Origin of the sequence: Methylothermaceae bacteria B42 (assembly GCA_001566965.1) — a bacterium.
Classification (GTDB): Bacteria; Pseudomonadota; Gammaproteobacteria; order Methylococcales; family Methylothermaceae; genus Methylohalobius.
This window is the reverse complement of the sequence record LSNW01000012.1, coordinates 40,335-58,844: the sequence shown is the minus strand read 5'-3', so window position 1 is coordinate 58,844 and position 18,510 is coordinate 40,335. Positions and strand designations below refer to the sequence as shown.

Sequence of the window (18,510 nt, the reverse complement as noted above, 5' to 3'; positions counted from 1 at the left end):
GCGAGCGAAGATCAGCTTGATGGCAAAATCTCCTCAGGGTGGTTATTCATTCCAGAGAAAACGCCGCCGGGCCTTTTTCGTCAATCATCTCCAGAATCTTCCCGCCGCCGCGGGCCACGCAAGTCAAGGGGTCTTCCGCCACCATCACAGGCAAACCGGTTTCTTCGGTAATCAACATATCCAGGTCCTTGAGCAGCGCTCCGCCGCCGGTAAGAACGATGCCTCGCTCGGCCACATCCGCGCCCAAATCTGGGGGCGTTTGTTCCAAGGCCACCCGGACCGCGCCAACAATGCCGGAGAGTGGCTCCTGCAAGGCTTCTAGGATTTCATTGCTGTTGAGGGTAAAACTGCGGGGAATCCCTTCCGCCAGGTTGCGGCCCAAGACTTCGATTTCCCGGACTTCAGAGCCCGGATAGGCGCTGCCGATCTCGTGCTTGATCTTTTCGGCGGTGGCTTCGCCAATCAAGGTCCCGTAATTACGCCGGACATAATTGATGATGGCTTCATCAAAGCGGTCACCGCCGACACGAACCGATTCCGAATAGACAATGCCGTTGAGGGACATCACCGCCACTTCCGAGGTGCCGCCGCCGATATCAATCACCATGGAGCCGCTGGCCTCGTCCACGGGCATGCCAGCGCCCACTGCGGCGGCCATGGGTTCTTCCACCAAATACACTTCCCGGGCCCCCGCGCCCACCGCCGACTCCTTGATGGCCCGGCGCTCCACCTGGGTGGAACCGCAAGGCACGCAAATCAAAACCCTGGGACTGGGTTTGAGAAGCTGGCTTTCGTGCACCTTATGAATAAAATACTGGAGCATTTTCTCGGTGACGGTAAAGTCGGCGATAACGCCATCCTTGAGGGGGCGAATCGCGGTAATATTGGCGGGGGTGCGTCCTACCATTTGTTTGGCTTCCTTGCCCACGGCGGCAATGCTTTTGTTGCCCTTAAGCTTGTCTTCCCGGATGGCAACCACGGATGGCTCGTTGAGTACTATGCCCTGGCCGGGGATATAAATCAGGGTATTGGCGGTACCCAGGTCGATGGATAAGTCATTGGAAAAAAGCCCGCGCAAACGTTTGAACATGGATGAAACCTTAAAGAAAATCGCGTTACTTTAACAATTGGGTGGGGAAACCGGCAAATTATCGATTATGATATTCCATTACGCCAAAACAAAAAGCGATTGGCAAAGTTTTTTAACGCCGTGTCTGCCAAAGCAACAGGCAGAAACAACCCATGGTTGGAATTTTTGTTTTCTGTAAGGAGATGATATGTCATTAACCGCCGATCAAGTCAGAAATATTGCCTATCTGGCCCGGATTCAAATCAATGAGGCAGACAGTGAAAATTATGCCAAAGACCTGTCCAGTATATTGGATTTCGTTGCTCAGATGAATGCCGTGGATACAGAAAATGTGCCGCCGATGGCTCATCCCCTGGATTTGCCCCAAAGGCTGCGGCCGGATGAAGTTACTGAAGAAAATCAGCGGGAATTGTTTCAATCCATCGCCCCGGCGGTGGAAGCGGGATTGTATCTTGTCCCCAAAGTCATTGAATGAGGAATACCAGGAAATCATGATGCACGACAAAACCTTGTCCGAATTGGCGGCTGGACTCAAACAGCGGGAATTTAGCAGCGTGGAATTGACCCGTCATTTCCTCGACCGTATCGCCCGTCATAACGAGGCCCTCAATGCCTATGTCACGGTGACCGAAGAGCAAGCCCTGGCTGCCGCCGAGGCTGCCGATGCCCAATTGGCCAGCGGCGAAGGCGGCCCGCTCACGGGGATTCCCTTGGCCCAGAAGGATATCTTCTGTACTTTCGGGATCAAGACCAGTTGCGGCTCGAAAATGCTCGACAACTTCCCCGCCCCCTATGACGCCACGGTGGTGGCCAAGCTCAAGGATGCCGGCACGGTACTTTTGGGTAAGCTCAACATGGACGAGTTTGCCATGGGATCTTCCAATGAAACCAGCTACTACGGCACGGTCAAGAATCCCTGGAACTTAGGGTGCGTGCCGGGCGGGTCCTCCGGGGGATCCGCGGCGGCAGTGGCGGCGGGATTGACGCCCGCGGCGACCGGCACCGATACCGGCGGTTCCATCCGCCAGCCAGCGGCCTTTTGCGGCATTAGCGGCCTTAAGCCGACTTACGGGCGGGTTTCCCGTTGGGGGATGATCGCCTTCGCCTCCAGTCTCGACCAGGGTGGCCCCATGGCCCGCAGTGCCGAAGATTGCGCTTTGCTATTGGGTGCCATGGCTGGGTTCGACGAAAAGGACTCCACCAGCGTTGACGAACCCGTGCCCGATTATACGGCCACCCTGAATCAAGATTTGGCCGGGCTGAAAGTGGGGCTGCCCAAGGAATTTTTCGAGGGAGACATGGATAGTGGCGTTGCTCATGCTTTGGAACAGGCGATTGCCGAATACAAAAAATTGGGAGTGGCATTCAAGGAGGTATCCCTCCCCAATATCGGTTTGTCGGTGCCTGCCTATTATGTCATCGCCCCGTCTGAATGCTCTTCCAACCTGGCCCGCTACGACGGCGTGCGTTACGGTTACCGGTGCCAGGATCCCAAGGACCTGGAAGATCTTTACATGCGCACCCGCGGTGAAGGGTTTGGCGCCGAGGTCAAGCGCCGGATATTGATTGGCACTTATGCCCTGTCGGCGGGTTACTATGATGCTTATTACTTGAAGGCCCAGAAAATCCGCCGTCTGATTGCCGACGACTTCAAGCGCGCCTTCGAGGAAGTCGATGTGCTCCTGGGCCCCACCACCCCAACCCCGGCATTCGGCATTGGTGAAAAAACCGGGGACCCCATCGCCATGTATCTGTCGGATATTTTCACCATTGCGGTGAATCTGGCGGGGCTGCCCGGGATGTCGGTACCGGCGGGGTTTGTCGATGGCAAGCCGGTTGGATTGCAGTTGATCGGCGGTTATTTCGATGAAGCTAGGCTGCTGAATGTAGCGCACCGCTATCAGCAAGTGACCGACTGGCACCGGCGGATGCCAGAACAGTTTGCATGAGCAATCGTGTACTGCTTAACCTTCAGGCTTGAAGCGCACGCCCCGGTAAAGCTCATCCACCGCCAGGGCCAGATCGATGGAGGCGAGCTGGATTTGTTCGCCGGGTCCGTGAATGGCCAGATCCCACCCCGGCTGGCCCCGGCGGTACAATTCGGCCCTGGGCCGGTCCTGCTCCAATAGCAGGTATTCCTGTAACGTTGGGATGCTTTGATAGGCCAGCCGCTTGACAGTGCGGTCCCGGTGGGCGGTGGTTTCCGACAATACCTCGACAATCAAGACCGGCCGTTCCAGGTAGAAGTCGTGATTGTCTTCCGCGTCGCAACCGACCACCACGTCGGGATAGAAAAAGCAGTCGTCCACGTGCACTTTCATATCCGACATGAATACATCGCAGGGCGTTTCCGCCAAATGCTGGTGAAGTGTGACAAACACATTACCGGCAATCCGGCCATGATTCCGGCTTGCCCCCACCATGGCCACCACTTCGCCCCGCTCGTATTCGTGGCGGATGTCGGAATGCTGCTCGCCTTCCAGATATTCCTCGACACTCAATTTGACATTGTGTTTGACAATGGGCATGGATTATGGCTCCGCGTTGGCATGTTTGTCAGTCTATCGGAATAAGGCGGCACCGGCAATTGCGCAATCTCCGTCACATTTGCTTGTCCCGTGGTAAGCCGCGCCGATGGCGGCAAGATAGTGAGTTGACGCTGGGTATTTCAATAAAGTTGAACGTGAGACCGAGGGTTTGTTTATGGTATCCTTGCAAGAAGAAATCGGCTTGTCCACAGGATTAACATTCGTGCAGATACGCATGGAGTACCCTGTTTTCTCCCAATGCCTGGATTTAAAGCATAAACCCAAATTGCGAGATGCAGTCTGGCGATTGAAGTAAGCGGGGGGAATCTTCCGGGAATATTTCAAATCCCGCATCCAGTGGTAATAACAGCATTTTGAAGAGATTATTAAGGTGTCGTTGTAAATGGAATGGGAACCTGTCATCGGGCTGGAAATCCACGCCCAGCTTAAAACCAAATCCAAGATTTTCTCCGGAGCTTCCACCGCTTATGGTGCCCCGCCCAACACCCAGGCTTGCGCCATTGATTTAGGGATGCCAGGCGTCTTGCCGGTGCTCAATGAAGCGGCGGTGAGAATGGCGGTCAAATTCGGCCTGGCGGTGGAAGCGGAAATCACGCCGCAATCGGTGTTTGCCCGCAAGAATTATTTCTATCCCGATCTGCCCAAAGGATATCAGATCAGCCAGTATGAGCTGCCGGTGGTGGGCAAGGGGCATTTGATCATTACCCTCGATGGCGAAGAAAAACGCATTGGCATTACCCGTGCCCACCTGGAAGAAGACGCCGGCAAATCCCTGCACGAGGATTTCCACGGCATGAGCGGCATTGATTTGAACCGCGCCGGTACCCCACTGTTGGAAATCGTTTCCGAACCGGACCTGCGTTCCCCGGCGGAAGCGGTGGCGTACATGAAAAAGCTCCATATGTTGGTGGTGTATCTGGGCATTTGCGACGGCAACATGCAGGAAGGTTCGTTCCGTTGCGACGCCAATGTCTCCGTCCGGCCCAAAGGCCAGGAAGCATTCGGTACCCGCACCGAAATCAAGAATGTCAACTCGTTCCGGTTTGTCGAGCGGGCCATCAGCTACGAGATCGAGCGTCAAATTGAAGTGCTGGAATCGGGGGGTTCCATCACCCAGGAAACCCGTCTGTACGATGCCGACAAGGACGAAACCCGCCCCATGCGTACCAAGGAAGAAGCCAACGATTACCGTTACTTTCCAGACCCCGATTTGCTGCCGTTGGTAGTGACGGAGAGCTTTATCGAGGAAGTCCGCAAGGAATTGCCAGAATTGCCGGACGCCAAGCGCCACCGTTTTATTGAAGAATACGGCCTCAAGCCTTACGATGCCGAGGTATTGATTGCCACCCGCCAACTAGCCGACTACTTTGAAACCGTGGTCCGGGTTTCCAAGTGCGATCCAAAACTTTGCGCCAACTGGGTAATGGTGGAACTATCCGGGGCCCTCAATAAAGCAGGACTGGATATCACTCAGTCTCCAGTTTCCGCGGAAAAGCTGGCGGGACTGCTGAAGCGTATCGCTGACAACACCATCTCCGGCAAGATCGCCAAGCAGGTGTTTGAATTGATATGGGAAACCGGCAAGGATGCCGATACCTTGATTGAAGAAAAAGGACTCAAGCAAATCACCGACACCGGCGCCATCGAAAAGATTATTGACGAGGTCATCGCTGCCAATCCCAAGCAGTTGGAACAATACCTGGCGGGCAAGGACAAATTATTCGGATTCTTCGTGGGTCAAGTGATGAAACGCACCCAGGGCAAGGCCAATCCTAAGCAGGTCAATGAGTTACTGAAGGAGAAATTGAAGAGTTAACCGTGGACGAAAGCCTTATCCCCCTGGCGTGCCTGGCGGGGGACAAACAGACGCTGAAAACCCTGCCGGAAGACTCGCCACTGTGCCAGCACTTGCCCCATGCCCAGGAAGCGCTCGCGGCTTATTGCCGAGGGGATGACAAAGCCATGACGGCGGTGCTCAAGCAAATTCCGTTTCGTTCCCCCTACAAGGATTTGCGTTGGTTGCTGTCTGCCTTGACGTGCTATCCCGCCGATCCCGGCAAGGGGCGGGAATTGTTGAACAAGATCCCCCCGGACTCGCCATTTGCCTGTCCCGCCCAGGCGGGAATGGCGTTATTTCAACCACCAACTGAAAAGCAGACATTAAGCGTTGCCGCCAGGACTTTCCTCGCCGCGATCCGGGGAAAGGGCGAACAGGTCAAACCCAAACATTTGTTTGCCAAGCTGCTCAGCGAAGCCAAAAAAACCAGGGATCCGACCCTCGTTAAGGCCGTCAAGGATTTTCTCGCCTGGTATCCCCAGGGAATGACCGCCTGCGAAAAAGCGTTCGGCCCCCTGACCGAAACAGAAAAACTGCGCATTCAAGCGCTGCATTTGGAACGCTCCGCCTATCCCGACCAAATCTATAATGCCTGGATTGATCTTGGCAAAACCTATGACAGGCAGGGCGATTTGGCGCGGGCCGCGGCGGTATGCCGGCATCTTGTCCAATTGGTTGAAACCGAGTTTGGCCCCGGCGATCCCGAACTTGAAATTGTCTTGAATAACCTTGTGTCGTTGGCGCCGCAAGACCGGGATGCCTGGCTGAAGCTGGCGGCATTTTATCACTACATGGAGGATGAAAAAGCCCGGGGCCGTTGTCTGGACGATGCCTTAAGACACTTGCCGGAAGACCCCGGAATCCTTAAGGCGGCGGCGGAAGCGGCGATTGACCGAGGGGCTTTTAAAAAGGCGGCGCAACTGACCAAAAAACTGCTGAAGATCGATCCCATCAACCAGCAAGCCCGGCGGCGTTTGATCCGGGCCCACCTCAACCATGCCCGCAAGCAGTTGAAGGGCGCCAAGTATGATTTGGCCCGCAAGGAACTGGAAGCCGCCAAGGCACTGGCAAAGGAACCCCTTGAACAAGCGGAAGTATTGGTGGCCCAAGGTTATCTGGAAAGCTTTGCCAATCTGATGGAAACCGGCGAACGCTGGTTTGATGAGGCATGCAATCTGTTACCCGTCCCCCTGGGTGAATGGCTGGTGGCGGCCGAAGCCCTGCGCTGCCAATTGCCTGGCAAGGACTGCAAGCGGCAACTGAAAAAACTGCGCCTGATTCTCGATACCGCTGTCTTGCAGATGAATAAATCGGTGGTATTGGAAATGCTGGCGCTGGCGAAACAGCTGAAACGGGAAGAAATTGATCCCACGCCCTTGCTCCAGGCTGGCAATGCCTATCTCAAGAAGGCCTGTGAACTGGATTGGACCCTGGCCGAGCTGGAAAAAGTGTGTGACTTGCTGCTGGAACTGGAACGCTACCAGTTAGTGCGCGACTATGTGCGCAAAAGCCCGCTGTGGAAACAACGCACGCCTTCCCTGGTCTATTTCGATGTGGCCGCCAAATGCCGGGGCGTGGCCGGAAATCTGAACCTGGCCGATGTGGAAAATCTGGAAAATGCGCTGGAAAATGCGGACAAGGAAAAATTAAATAAATGGTCGGGCCGTATTCTCGGTTTATTGGAAGATTATGACCGCAGCCGAAGCCCTTTTCCTTCTCCTCTCGGGCAAATGGCGGAAATTGATGCCGAAGTGGAAAAAATCGCCCGGGAAACCGGCCTCCCGCCCCAGGAAATCATGGCTCAGATGATTGATATGCTTTTGGGAGGCAGGAAAAAGTAATGAAATCCCCTTATCAATTACTCGGAATTGACCAAGCTGCCGGTGACGAATACATCCGCCAGGCCTATTTGGAACGGGTGAAAGAATGCCCGCCTGAACAGGATCCGGAACAATTCCAGGCCATCCAGCAGGCTTACGAGCAGATCAAGGATCAACAGGCCAGATTGGCTTACGAGTTGTTTCATCTGCCCTCCCTTGAAGAGTATGAGCAGTTACTCCATCAATTGCATCCCCGCCGGCCCTCTCTCTCCCAATTCCGGGCAATGCTGGTCGAGTGTCTGAAACGTCAACAACATGACGACTAAGGAAGAGCTGCTGGCAGCCTTCGAACAATTTCTCGAGGACGACCCTGGCGGGATGGAGGCCGGGCCCCAGGTTGGCTTGGCGCAGCTTTTTGCGGAACTGGCCGCCCTCAAGACTGAGGTACGCACCGAGGCCAGGCAATTCAAAAGCGCTTTGGAGAATTTTACCAGCGTGCTGGAGAGTCACGAGCGGGAACGGGAGGAGTACGCCAAGGCGCTCAAGAAAGCCGGCGAGGAAACACTCAAGCCCGTGTTGCTGGAGTTAGTGGATCTTAGGGATCGCCAGGCGGCGGGATTAAAAGCGCTGGAAAAACTGCGGCCTGGATTTATCAAGCGACTGCTTTTCAAACGCAAACGGCAACTCTATGAATCAATATACGCCGGCCAAAGCCTGACCCTGGACCGCTTTGATCAAATGCTCACTTCCCATGGTATTCAACCCGTGGCAGCCGAAGGACGGCCGTTTGACCCGAATTTGATGCGGGTGGCGGAGGTGGTTCATCGTAAAAAGCTGGAGGATGGCATTGTCGTTTCGGAGCTGCGGCGGGGTTATTTGTGGCATGGCAAGGTATTGAGGCTGGCGGAAGTGAAAGTCAATAAATTGTAGGCCGGGTTAGCAAAAGAACCGGGTATTTTATTCACCGCTTGGGTAACGCCCGGGCTTTGTTGTGATTCAGAGTAAGAATATGAGCAAATCAGACAAAATTATCGGTATTGACCTGGGCACCACCAATTCCGAAGTGGCGGTATTGGAGAAAGGCGTGCCGGTGGTGATCCCCGATGAAAACGGTAATCAACTACTGCCTTCGGTGGTGGGATTGGATGAATCCGGCCAATTATTGGTGGGCGAGGCGGCGTTGAATCAGTATCCCCTGTATCCCGAGCGCACCGTCAAATCCATCAAACGCAAAATGGGCGGCGATGAAACCGTCCACTTGGGGGACAAGACCTTCACCCCCCAGGAAATCTCCGCCATCATCCTGCGTACGTTAAAACAACGGGCTGAAAATCACCTGGGCCAGACCTCCAGCAAAGCGGTGATTACCGTGCCCGCCTATTTCAACGACGCCCAGCGCCAGGCAACCCGCGAGGCTGGGGAAATTGCCGGCCTGGAGGTAGTGCGCATCATCAATGAACCGACCGCGGCGGCGCTGGTGTACGAAGCCGATTTGACCCAGCCCCGCAAGATTCTGGTGTATGACCTGGGGGGCGGCACCTTTGACGTTTCCGTGGTACAGATTCAGTCCGGCGTGGTGGAAGTGGTGGCCAGCCATGGGGACAATCATTTGGGCGGCGATGATTTCGACCGGGAGATCGTCGCGCTGTTTACCGAGAAGTTGCGCGAGGATCATGGACTGGATGTGACTTCCGACCGCAAGGTCATGGCCCGGCTCCTCCGCGCTGCGGTGACGGCAAAGGTCACCCTGTCGGATCAACCCTACACCCGGATTCGGGAAGAATTCCTGACGGAAAAAGACGGCGTGCCGCTTCATTTTGAAATGGAATTATCCCGGGAAGAATACGAAGCTTTGATTGCTCCTTACGTGGATCGTACTCTGGAAGCGCTTCACATCGCCCTCAATAGCGCGGGCTTGACAGTTTCCGATATTGACGAAATTCTGCTGGTGGGCGGTGCCACCCGAACGCCGCTGGTGCAGGAATTACTGGAAAGAGAGCTGGGCCAAACCCCCAAGGCGGCCATCGATCCAGATTTATGCGTGGCCATGGGAGCGGCGGTGCAGGCTGGCATGATTGCCGGCGAACAGGTCGCCTCGGTTTTGGTGGATATCACCCCCTACACTTTTGGCACCAGCGCTTTCGGCGAGATCGATGGCGTGCCAACCCCTTCGCTGTTCGTGCCGGTAATTCGCAAGAATACCCCGCTGCCGGTCTCCAAAAGCGAAGTGTTTTACACTTTGATGGACAACCAGGAAAGAGTCGACGTCAAAGTCTATCAGGGAGAAAACCAGGACGCCGAGCAAAACACCCTGATTGGCGAATTCAAGATCGAGGGTTTGCGCAAGGCGCCGGCCGGTGACCCCATCGTGATGCGTTTCGATCTGAATCTTGACGGTATCCTCAAGGTGACCGCGACGGAAAAAGCCACAGGTCTTGAAAAAACCATCCGTATCGAGAATGCAATGAAAAGAATGGATTCAGATCAGATCACATCGGCCCGCAACAAGGTAGTCTCTCTGTTTGGCGACCAACAGGCAATGCCCGCCGATCCAGCCTTTGCCCAAGCCGCCGAGCTGGTCACCAAAGCGCAAGCCTTGCTGGATCAAGTCAGCGGGGATGACCGGGAAGAAATCCAGCAGTTGATCCAAGCCATCCAATCGGCCACGGAAAAGCAGGATGCCGATGCCCTGATGGAAGCCGTGGAAACCTTGTCTGACGTCATTTATTACCTGGAAAGCTGATGTCCCGCTGTCCTGCCTGCAATGCCCGGCTGGGTGAGGCAGCCTTATGCCGCCGCTGTGGCTGCGATTTGAGCCTGTCCAGAAAAGCCCGACTTCAAGCCCGCCTAGCCCTTTCACACGCCCTTAAAGCATTGGACCATCATCAAACCGAGGAAGCTGAGCGTTGGTTGCAACAAGCATTAATGTGGAATTCATCGGATTGGACTATAAAAGTTGCGGGTTTTATCAAAACTCAACTATCTTTGTCATAGTTGAGTTTTTTGATTCCGTGGTCTAGGGAGTGACTACTAAAATAATCATCCCTCGGGCTTTTAGGAAACCGGCCAGGGGCTTTTAGAGGTTATGCCATGACAATCCAAAAGCTATTATTTATATCCGGTTTTTTATTGGCCATCTGTGTCAATCCCTCCTTTGCTAAAGAGCAACACTTTTTTGACGACTATGCTTACGTCATCAAAGAGACCGGGGTCAACCGCAGCTTCGCTTTTGAACAAAACATTGAAGATGCTCAGTTGCGCAAACAAGCAGGCTTGCATGTACTCAGAACCGTTTATGATGACTTTACTATCGAGCCGGATTTCTCCAAGGCGTACGTTAGGGAAAGAGCGAAATGCTATGCGCTGGACAGCCGTTTCTATACCTACACGCTTTGTTTCTTGCCCAATGAATTTACCCAGGAAAAGCCGGTTTTACGCGGGTTTGTCACCCAGGTGCCCAACTGGTACTGGCAATTTACCCATGTGCTATTGCCGGTTATAGCGGTTTCAGGGCTGCTCTTTTACCGCTTTAAGGCGCCGCAGAAAGCGCAGCGTGCAATGGAAGTTTCCCCAAGCCCGTAATAAATCGGGCTTGGGGAAATAAGTGATAATAGCGTTGGCTTACTGCCAGGTGGCCTTTAGCGTGACGTTAGCATCAGTGTAACCGTGAAGCAGGATATGCCACGTTCCTGATGCAGGCGACTGGAAGATAAGGGTTTCATTCGATCCAATTGCCCACAAGGATTTAAATTCAGGGCTATTGTGCGGGCCAAAATCCTGCGGCCAATTAATAGCGCTGCGTTTAACATACAGATCCGCATCACCGGAGCCGGTAATGGTAACCACCAGATTTTGCGCGTTTGCCGGCAGGTTGAGACTGAATTCCTTTATCTGATTCTGGCTCAAATTCACATTAACCTGTGCGCCATTGGTTAACTGATTGGAACTGGGTGGATTGGGAGTGGGCGGATTAGGAGTGGATGGTGGTGTGTCGTTCCCGCCTTGCCCACTATCCGTGGGAATATCCCACGTTGCCACAATGTTGCCTTGGGAAGCATTGTATCCGTGAATGAGTACATGCCAGGTACCTTCCGCAGGGGCGGCAAACACAACAGATTCATTAGAGCCAAAATTAAACGGCGCTTTGAACTCCGCCAGGTTGTGAGGACCAAAATCGTTCGGCCATTGAATGGGACTGCGTTTCACATAAAGATCCGCATCTCCAGAACCGCTTATTGTTACCTTCAAATTCAACGCATTCGCCGGGACTTGAATGACATACTCCAAGGTTTGGTTTTGGGCCAATGAGAATGCTTTTGTTTGCCCATTGGACAGGTCATTGCCTGGGTCAGGTGTGGGTTCAGGCGTCGGGGTAACTGGATCGGATGGCGGATTGGGATCGACTGGATCCGCAGGAGGATTGGTTGGGGTTTGTGGATCAGGACAAGAGAATACCCCTTGTTTACGGCCAAAATCCTGTGTCCAGTAGCCACCTTGGCTTTCATAACCGACACCCACGTCACAAAACGAGGCGCCTAAAATATTGGCGCGGTGTCCCGGGCTGTTCATCCAAGCATTCATGACCGAAGCTGGCGTAGTGAAACCAGCGGCTATATTTTCCCCCCAGGCATTCAAGGAATAGCCTGCTTCAAGCATCCGTTGTCCGGCGGATTTGCCCTGCAAATTGGTATGACTGAAATAATTGTTTTGCGACATATCCTGGGAGTGGGCCCTTGCCGCAGCAATCAAAGCGGTATCGGCGGCGAGCAAGTGCAAACCTTGTACGGCCCGCTCTTGATTCAGCAACGTAAAGACTTCTTGTTCTTCGGGCAAGAAAGGTTGGGAATTGAGCTGGAAAGTTTGCAGAAAAACCGGCTGACCCTCAAATTGGGCGTTTTCTACGAGTTGGGGTTCAGAACTACCAGTGGGCGATGCTGAATCCAGCGTGTCTTGCAACGCAGCAACGTCAATTTCCCGAATCACATGGAGCCCTGATTGGAGTGGGCGAATATGATAACAGAGATCTGGCAGGGTAATGGTCCCGGACACGTTGCCATTATTGACAACAAAAGTCACTTCGCTGTCGCTTTCACCTTGCACCTTACCAATCCAGGCCCAGGTGCCTCCGCTGGAAGTTTCTACATGATCCAGTTCGGCGGTGAGGAAAACATTTTCAAATAAATTAATGAACACCAGTTCTGACTGGGGGCTCAGGGCATCTTGAACAAGACTAACCCCTCTTTGCCTAAGAACGATGGTAGGGTCGACCGTGCCCAACATCTCTGCCGTAGCTTCCGCTTCGATGAATAGGTCGTTGGTTGGGATTTCCGCCCTTGAAGCGCTGGTAAGAAAGACAAAAACTAAAAGCAGCCAGATGGGGCTGTACCCGGCTTTAGTTACTGTCCTGGGAAAATGGATTTTTGATTTCATAAGTATTTGATCCCTCTTGCACAAAGTTGAGTGATAATAGTTTCCATACGTTTACTTGTCCCTGTGGGAATGTATTTTGAAAAGAGACAGTTCAAGTCTAATTCGAATGAACAAAATAAACTGTGAAATAGTCTTCAAGTTTGATGCCAAAACCTTTGGAACAAGTTAAAACAACGTCATACCGTAAACGAGTAGTCCCTTTTTGAAGAATTGGCGTCGCGGCTTCACGACACATAAAGCGGGGATTCCCGCAGTACTTTGATATTATTGGGAAAACGCGTGTCGCATTAAGCCGACATTCAGGCCGAAAAATGTTAGTGTGTCCTTTAAGCTAAAAAAGCTTAAATTAGGTGTGCTGAAAGTAATCGGTAGGTTTGAAATAGCCGTTTTATTTCATGCCGATGAACGCAATTGTCTGCAAAAGCAATTTACTTGTACCTATCTATCACTGAGGAATAGCGATGATGAACAAAAGCTTGACACTATCGTTGGCGATTGTATTACTACTGTCTGCGACAGGTTGCACAACTACCCAGAGTTATCAGGGGGGTTCTGCAGGCGCGCTTTTAGGGGCTGCCGCCGGCGCCCTGATTGACAAGCATAACCGCTGGCGTGGCGCGGTACTGGGAGGCACTATTGGCTCTGCCATGGGTGCGATTACCACGGAAATCGCCGCCCGCGCCGCCCGGGAAGCGGCTTTTTCCAGGCAACCGGTTGCTTATGAAAGCAACGATGGCTGGCAAAGGGTGGAGGCCAGGCCGATGGGTTATGATGCCCGCACCCGTTGTCACAAGGTGCATGAGAAAATCTGGCAAGGCGGTAAATTAATCAAAGACTATATTCGAGAAGTCTGTGAAGGGGATAAAACTGAAAACCGGTATTGATTTTATGAGGAAGTTTGCATGAAGGTATTGATTGTTGGTGGTGGCGGGCGTGAGCACGCCATGGCCTGGAAAATGGCGCAGTCTGAGGAGGTGGATCAAGTATTTGTCGCCCCAGGCAATGCGGGTACCGCGTTGGAACCCAAGGTTGCCAACGTTCCCATTGCCGCTCATGAGATTGAACGCCTTTGCAGTTTTGCAAAAAGTGAAAGAATCTCTTTGACCGTGGTTGGGCCAGAAGCCCCGTTGGTTGCCGGCATCGTGGATAGATTCCAGGAAAGCCAACTGCCTTGTTTCGGCCCCACCCGGGCGGCCGCAAAGCTGGAAGGATCCAAGGCCTATTGCAAGGATTTCATGCGCCGCTTCGGGATTCCCACCGCCACATACGAAACCTTCACGGATCCAGCCGCCGCCATTGACTATTTGCAAAATCAATCCTATCCCATTGTTATCAAGGCGGATGGCTTGGCGGCGGGCAAGGGGGTAATTATCGCCCACTCCAAAGCGCAGGCCGTAGCGGCAGTGCAAAGCATGCTGACGGAAGGCGCCTTCGGGGAAGCCGGACAGAGAGTGGTGATTGAGGAGTTCCTTCAAGGAGAGGAAGCCAGCTTCATGGTGATGGCCGATGGGGAGAATATCCTGCCTCTGGCCACTTCCCAGGATCACAAGCCTCTGGAAGAAGGCGATAGGGGGCCCAATACTGGGGGTATGGGTGCCTACTCTCCTGCCCCTGTTATCACCCCAGATATTCACGACCGGATTATGGCGCAAGTCATTCGTCCCACTATTGAAGGCATGGCCGAGCAAGGCATTCCTTATACCGGCTTTCTTTATGCGGGACTGATGATTTCCCCCGATGGCCAGCCCAAGGTACTGGAATTTAATTGTCGGATGGGGGACCCAGAAACCCAACCGATAATGATGCGGCTGCAAAGCAATTTTGCGGCTTTGTGCTTTAGTGCCGGTGAGGGCAGACTCAATACCATCAATGCGCAGTGGGATTCCCGGTTTGCATTGGGCGTGGTGTTGGCGGCTCAGGGTTATCCTTCACAATACCGGAAAGGAGATGTGATTGAGGGATTGCCCAAGGAAGAGACCCCTGATATCAAAGTATTTCATGCGGGGACTGCATTGGAAAATGGCTGTATTGTTACTGCTGGTGGCAGGGTTTTGTGTGTGACTGCCTTGGGGGAAACAATCGCCGAAGCGCAGCGCAAGGCCTACGCTCAAGTGGAAAAAATCCATTGGCCAGGAATGGTCTATCGCAGAGATATCGGTTGGCGGGCGCTAGCCCGGGAATCTGGAAAATAGCTTCTTGAATCAAGATGCTGGGGCAGTTAGTCAAAGCGTTCCAGTCCGATAATATATCCATTGCCGAAAAGCTGCTTTCCGGGATGGCGTCACTTGCTGCCATGGGCACGGTATTGTGGATCAGCAATTATTTTCTCGGCAAAGAGGGGTTGCCTTTGGTAGTCGCTTCCATGGGGGCGACTGCGGTTCTGCTGTTCGCCGTGCCTCAAGGGCCGCTTTCCCAACCCTGGCCATTGATTGGAGGCCATTTCATTTCCGCTTTCATTGGCGTTACCTGTGCTCAGCAACTACATGACCCGCTCATTGCTGGGGCCTTGGCGGTGGGGCTGTCCATTTCTGTCATGTACTTCTGCCAGTGCCTGCATCCGCCCGGTGGCGCGACAGCACTTACCGCAGTATGGGGAGGTCCGGCAGTACACCAGTTGGGTTACGGGTTTCTCTTCACCCCCCTGGCATTGAATGTGGCAGTGATGTTTGCCATGGCGCTTATCCTCAATAATATACTCCCCCGGCGCAGATACCCCGCATCTTTGAGGAAAAGAACGCAACCAATACCTGGGAGTAAGAGCGATGTGCGCAGGCAAGGGCTGGAATCGGCCTTGCAAAAAATGGGTACCTTCATTGATATTTCCGTGGAAGAACTGGAACAGATTTACTCGTTGGCAAAGCAATCGCAGCAACAGCTTATGGGCCAGGCAACCTGCGCGGACATCATGACCCCTAATGTCATCACCGCGGACTACGATACCCCCGTAGAGCAAGTATGGGAGTGGATGATACGCCATAGAATACGTGGCGTGCCCGTGGTGGATAGGAAAAATTTTGTCATCGGCATGGTGACAACTCGGGATTTCTTGAAACAAGTGTTAAAGATGCAAGGCAAAACCTGGAACGAGCGCATCAAGCGCTTTTTGACCGCAACGCCAGGCCTTGAAACCAATAAGCCGGAGGTAGCCGGCCATATCATGTCCCGGCCTGCAATAACCATTGAGCAGGACAAACCCGTGGCCGATATTATTCCATTACTGGCTAAGCATGGCATTCACCACATTCCCGTCGTTGACCATGATCAGAAGATAGTGGGGATCATTAGCGAACACGATTTGATCAAACTGTTGGACCTATCCCCCGCTGACTTATCTTCTCAGCCCCATTAGCCGTTTGGCGAAAGATTGTTATCACAATCACAAACTTCCCATTGAAGAAACTCACGGGTTTCTATTTGTTGCGGCTGTTGGAAAAAGCTTTCAGCCCGGCCTTTTTCTATTAACCTTCCCTCACACAGAAAAATCACTTGATCTGCTAAACGTTTGGCTTGGTCCAAGTCATGAGTAACGCAGAGGACCGCCATTTTCTCCGCCAGCATTAACAAGGTTTTCTCCACTATTTGGCGCGAATGGGAATCCAAGGAGGAAGTGGGTTCATCCAGCATTATTAGCGCGGGCTCCAGTATTAGCGCACGGGCGATGCATAGGCGTTGCTGTTGGCCCAGAGAAAGTTCTCTTGCAGGAGCCTCGAGACGATCCCTTACTTCGGGCCAGAGAGCCACTTGTTCCAGTTTCTCTTGGATTCGATTTCTCGAAAGCTGGCGTTTTTCCCGGCGCGACAGACCAAATAACAGATTTTTTTGGATGGAACCTGGGAAAACCACGGGTTTTTGCCCAATGAGCCCAATATGACGGCGCAGATTATCCGCCCCCTTGGGCCAGTCCCGAATGGAAATACCATTGACTTGAATTGTGCCTGTCCAAGTTTCGTGGAGAAGATTAAGACAGCGCAGCAGCGAACTTTTACCGGCGCCTGAAGGGCCAATGACATAAGTCATTCCAGGTGCGGGAACGCTAAAGCTGATTTGTTTCAAAATCGGGTGGCCACTCAGCGAAAGATTCAAATGATCAATTTTTAGATATTCCGGTTTAGGACTGGGAACCCCGGTGGCATGCTGGGAAGGGGAGTTGTCATTTAAGAGTAGCGGTGTCTTAGCCATAGTGCCGCCAAAGAAAACAGGGAGATTAACGCTACTAATATCATGGCAGCCGCCCAGGCGCTATGGATAGCCTGGTCATTGAGCCCTTCTTGGGCCAGGTAAAATATTTGGGTCTGCAGCGTGGTCACAGGAGAAAACCAGGAGCCGGGCCAGATAACGCCGGCAAAGACCGTGGCCGTGAACAAAATGGGGGCGGTTTCTGAAAGCGTCCGTGCCAAAGATAACAGAATGGCTGTGACCAATCCCGGCCAGGCAACTGGAATCCAGACCCGGATCAATATATCTTTCTGGCCGAGACCCAGCGAGCGTCCAGCCTCAGTATATTCCGCAGGAATACGGTTCAAGGCGTGATGGCAGTTCAAAGTCAGCATCGGCAGAATTACGACAGACAAAATCACCATACCCGCCAACAGAGAAACACCCCACTGCAGTAGATGCACCAAAGCCGCCAATCCACACAATCCATAAACGATAGGAGGGATGCCTTGCAAGAGATAAAGAAGCCCGGAAATTTTACTCAACCAGGGGGAATCTTGGGGTTTGCTATGGAGAAAAATTGCCAGTCCAAGCGCCACCGGACTGGCTATCAGGCAAGCACCGACCATGAGCAGCAGGGAGCCTAACATTTGGCCAGTTAGTAGCCTCCCATTAGAAGCGCCGATGATTTCCATCAAGCTAGGTACCCCTTGATACAAAATGTATCCAAGGACGAGAATGGGTAAGACAAAGGCAGGAAGCGCCATGATTAGGATAAAGCATTTGAATAACCGGCCTTTCATATTGAATGGCCTCTTTTTTGAAGAAAAAAGGCAATACCAGCGCCAGTCAGTCCTAAAATGGTTGCGCAACCCATCAGTGCGGAAAAATGCAAAGAACCAAAAGCAGCTTCGCCAATCTCCCGGCCGATACGGGAAGTCAATGTTTGAGCAGGTTGAAGCAGATTCCACCAGGGCTGGGGTAGGCGGTCCAAAGAGCCCACCACCAACATCACCGCCATGGTTTCTCCCAACGCCCGGCCCAACGCCAATAGTATGCTGGAACGGATGCCGGGCCAAGCCTGAGGCAATAAGATACGAAATAAAAGTTGCGGCCAATTCAGCCCTATCGCCAAAGCGGTTTCCCGTTGTTCGCTGGGGATGGCGTTTAGCGCTTCCTCGCTCAATGCCGTGATCGTGGGTAAGACCATCAGGGATAATATCAGCCCCGCTGCCAACAGGCTATGTCCTGTCAAAAGGCCGAACCAGTCGGCCAATGCGGGTAGTAATACCCAAAGCCCCAGCAACCCGTATACCACGGAAGGAATAGCGGCTAACATTTCCAATCCGACTCGAATCAATTGGTGTAATTGCCGAGGGAATATTTCCACGCTAACAATGGCAGCGGCTATGCCACTGGGTACAGCTATCACCAAAGCGGTGACCGCAGCCCAAAAAGTACCTAAAATTGCAGGCAGCAAGCCAAAATGGTGCTCATAGGGAAACCAATCGCTTTGCCACAATGCGGTTATGCCTGCAAAGCGCCAAAAGGGAAGGCTGGTCCAAAGTAAAAAGCTGGGAATGGCTATTGCCACCAGGCCAAAAAGCATTAACGATAATCCAAGCCAAA

General features: G+C 53.0%; 18 protein-coding genes. 12 read left to right on the top strand and 6 right to left on the bottom strand.

Annotated features, from left to right (window positions below):
• Positions 1-46 precede the first annotated feature (46 nt).
• Positions 47-1,090: a rod shape-determining protein MreB gene (locus AXA67_00345; protein ID KXJ41291.1), complete on the bottom strand. Its 1,044-nt coding sequence runs from the start codon at positions 1,088-1,090 to the stop codon at positions 47-49.
• Positions 1,091-1,277: 187 nt separating this feature from the next.
• Between AXA67_00345 and AXA67_00340 the strand changes: the two genes are divergently transcribed.
• Both AXA67_00340 and AXA67_00335 read left to right on the top strand, forming a co-directional pair.
• Positions 1,278-1,565: an asparaginyl/glutamyl-tRNA amidotransferase subunit C gene (locus AXA67_00340; protein KXJ41290.1), complete on the top strand. Its 288-nt coding sequence runs from the start codon at positions 1,278-1,280 to the stop codon at positions 1,563-1,565.
• A 19-nt stretch (positions 1,566-1,584) separates the two neighbouring features.
• Positions 1,585-3,039 carry a glutamyl-tRNA amidotransferase gene (locus AXA67_00335; GenBank protein KXJ41351.1) on the top strand — a complete coding sequence of 485 codons (1,455 nt, stop codon included), beginning with the start codon at positions 1,585-1,587 and terminating at the stop codon, positions 3,037-3,039.
• Between the two features lie 15 nt (positions 3,040-3,054).
• On the opposite strand, the gene AXA67_00330 is transcribed toward AXA67_00335, so the two are convergent.
• Entirely contained in the window at positions 3,055-3,618 is a 564-nt protein-coding gene (locus AXA67_00330) for a hypothetical protein (GenBank protein KXJ41289.1), read from the bottom strand.
• A gap of 403 nt (positions 3,619-4,021) precedes the next feature.
• Here AXA67_00330 and gatB point away from each other — a divergent pair, with 403 nt between their 5' ends.
• The 7 genes from gatB (at position 4,022) to AXA67_00295 (ending at position 10,878) form a co-directional block, all read left to right on the top strand.
• A complete protein-coding gene (gene gatB / locus AXA67_00325; protein ID KXJ41288.1) occupies positions 4,022-5,455 on the top strand; it encodes a glutamyl-tRNA amidotransferase in 1,434 nt (477 codons plus the stop codon).
• A 2-nt stretch (positions 5,456-5,457) separates the two neighbouring features.
• Positions 5,458-7,317 carry a hypothetical protein gene (locus AXA67_00320; GenBank protein KXJ41287.1) on the top strand — a complete coding sequence of 620 codons (1,860 nt, stop codon included), beginning with the start codon at positions 5,458-5,460 and terminating at the stop codon, positions 7,315-7,317.
• Positions 7,317-7,622 carry a hypothetical protein gene (locus AXA67_00315; protein KXJ41286.1) on the top strand — a complete coding sequence of 102 codons (306 nt, stop codon included), beginning with the start codon at positions 7,317-7,319 and terminating at the stop codon, positions 7,620-7,622. Before AXA67_00320 ends, AXA67_00315 begins: the two co-directional genes overlap by 1 nt.
• Entirely contained in the window at positions 7,612-8,226 is a 615-nt protein-coding gene (locus AXA67_00310) for a hypothetical protein (GenBank protein KXJ41285.1), read from the top strand. The genes AXA67_00315 and AXA67_00310 overlap by 11 nt, the downstream gene beginning before the upstream one ends.
• A 79-nt stretch (positions 8,227-8,305) precedes the next feature.
• Entirely contained in the window at positions 8,306-10,039 is a 1,734-nt protein-coding gene (locus tag AXA67_00305) for a heat-shock protein Hsp70 (GenBank protein KXJ41284.1), read from the top strand.
• Complete coding sequence (locus AXA67_00300) at positions 10,039-10,290, top strand: hypothetical protein (protein KXJ41283.1); 252 nt, start codon at positions 10,039-10,041, stop codon at positions 10,288-10,290. The genes AXA67_00305 and AXA67_00300 overlap by 1 nt, the downstream gene beginning before the upstream one ends.
• Positions 10,291-10,386: 96 nt before the next feature.
• Positions 10,387-10,878, top strand: a complete 492-nt coding sequence (locus AXA67_00295) for a hypothetical protein (GenBank protein KXJ41282.1) — start codon at positions 10,387-10,389, stop codon at positions 10,876-10,878.
• Positions 10,879-10,917: 39 nt separating this feature from the next.
• Here the strand turns inward: AXA67_00295 and AXA67_00290 are convergent, their stop codons facing one another.
• Positions 10,918-12,726 carry a hypothetical protein gene (locus AXA67_00290; protein KXJ41281.1) on the bottom strand — a complete coding sequence of 603 codons (1,809 nt, stop codon included), beginning with the start codon at positions 12,724-12,726 and terminating at the stop codon, positions 10,918-10,920.
• Between the two features lie 464 nt (positions 12,727-13,190).
• Here AXA67_00290 and AXA67_00285 point away from each other — a divergent pair, with 464 nt between their 5' ends.
• Genes AXA67_00285 through AXA67_00275 form a run of 3 tightly spaced genes read left to right on the top strand, consistent with a single transcriptional unit; the run spans position 13,191 to position 16,075 of the window.
• Positions 13,191-13,610, top strand: a complete 420-nt coding sequence (locus AXA67_00285) for a hypothetical protein (protein KXJ41280.1) — start codon at positions 13,191-13,193, stop codon at positions 13,608-13,610.
• An 18-nt stretch (positions 13,611-13,628) separates the two neighbouring features.
• Complete coding sequence (locus AXA67_00280; protein KXJ41279.1) at positions 13,629-14,918, top strand: phosphoribosylamine--glycine ligase; 1,290 nt, start codon at positions 13,629-13,631, stop codon at positions 14,916-14,918.
• Positions 14,919-14,932: 14 nt separating this feature from the next.
• Positions 14,933-16,075 carry a hypothetical protein gene (locus AXA67_00275; protein KXJ41278.1) on the top strand — a complete coding sequence of 381 codons (1,143 nt, stop codon included), beginning with the start codon at positions 14,933-14,935 and terminating at the stop codon, positions 16,073-16,075.
• On the opposite strand, the gene AXA67_00270 is transcribed toward AXA67_00275, so the two are convergent.
• From AXA67_00270 to AXA67_00260, 3 genes are read right to left on the bottom strand one after another with little or no spacing between them, the layout of a single operon-like run.
• Positions 16,072-16,905 (bottom strand): hypothetical protein, encoded by an 834-nt coding sequence (locus AXA67_00270; GenBank protein KXJ41277.1) that lies wholly within the window; start codon positions 16,903-16,905, stop codon positions 16,072-16,074. The two genes, AXA67_00275 and AXA67_00270, sit on opposite strands and share 4 nt — an antisense overlap.
• Positions 16,881-17,684 (bottom strand): hypothetical protein, encoded by an 804-nt coding sequence (locus AXA67_00265; GenBank protein KXJ41276.1) that lies wholly within the window; start codon positions 17,682-17,684, stop codon positions 16,881-16,883. Before AXA67_00265 ends, AXA67_00270 begins: the two co-directional genes overlap by 25 nt.
• A complete protein-coding gene (locus AXA67_00260) occupies positions 17,681-18,478 on the bottom strand; it encodes a hypothetical protein (protein KXJ41350.1) in 798 nt (265 codons plus the stop codon). The genes AXA67_00265 and AXA67_00260 overlap by 4 nt, the downstream gene beginning before the upstream one ends.
• Positions 18,479-18,510: the final 32 nt, after the last annotated feature.

What these genes read in the sequence shown, in the direction of transcription:
- AXA67_00345 (KXJ41291.1), bottom strand. Translation starts at nt 1,090, where the DNA reads ATGTTCAAACGTTTGCGCGGGCTTTTTTCCAATGACTTATCCATCGAC.
- AXA67_00340 (KXJ41290.1), top strand. Translation starts at nt 1,278, where the DNA reads ATGTCATTAACCGCCGATCAAGTCAGAAATATTGCCTATCTGGCCCGG.
- AXA67_00335 (KXJ41351.1), top strand. Translation starts at nt 1,585, where the DNA reads ATGCACGACAAAACCTTGTCCGAATTGGCGGCTGGACTCAAACAGCGG.
- AXA67_00330 (KXJ41289.1), bottom strand. Translation starts at nt 3,618, where the DNA reads ATGCCCATTGTCAAACACAATGTCAAATTGAGTGTCGAGGAATATCTG.
- gatB (KXJ41288.1), top strand. Translation starts at nt 4,022, where the DNA reads ATGGAATGGGAACCTGTCATCGGGCTGGAAATCCACGCCCAGCTTAAA.
- AXA67_00315 (KXJ41286.1), top strand. Translation starts at nt 7,317, where the DNA reads ATGAAATCCCCTTATCAATTACTCGGAATTGACCAAGCTGCCGGTGAC.
- AXA67_00310 (KXJ41285.1), top strand. Translation starts at nt 7,612, where the DNA reads ATGACGACTAAGGAAGAGCTGCTGGCAGCCTTCGAACAATTTCTCGAG.
- AXA67_00305 (KXJ41284.1), top strand. Translation starts at nt 8,306, where the DNA reads ATGAGCAAATCAGACAAAATTATCGGTATTGACCTGGGCACCACCAAT.
- AXA67_00300 (KXJ41283.1), top strand. Translation starts at nt 10,039, where the DNA reads ATGTCCCGCTGTCCTGCCTGCAATGCCCGGCTGGGTGAGGCAGCCTTA.
- AXA67_00295 (KXJ41282.1), top strand. Translation starts at nt 10,387, where the DNA reads ATGACAATCCAAAAGCTATTATTTATATCCGGTTTTTTATTGGCCATC.
- AXA67_00290 (KXJ41281.1), bottom strand. Translation starts at nt 12,726, where the DNA reads ATGAAATCAAAAATCCATTTTCCCAGGACAGTAACTAAAGCCGGGTAC.
- AXA67_00285 (KXJ41280.1), top strand. Translation starts at nt 13,191, where the DNA reads ATGAACAAAAGCTTGACACTATCGTTGGCGATTGTATTACTACTGTCT.
- AXA67_00280 (KXJ41279.1), top strand. Translation starts at nt 13,629, where the DNA reads ATGAAGGTATTGATTGTTGGTGGTGGCGGGCGTGAGCACGCCATGGCC.
- AXA67_00275 (KXJ41278.1), top strand. Translation starts at nt 14,933, where the DNA reads ATGCTGGGGCAGTTAGTCAAAGCGTTCCAGTCCGATAATATATCCATT.
- AXA67_00270 (KXJ41277.1), bottom strand. Translation starts at nt 16,905, where the DNA reads ATGGCTAAGACACCGCTACTCTTAAATGACAACTCCCCTTCCCAGCAT.
- AXA67_00265 (KXJ41276.1), bottom strand. Translation starts at nt 17,684, where the DNA reads ATGAAAGGCCGGTTATTCAAATGCTTTATCCTAATCATGGCGCTTCCT.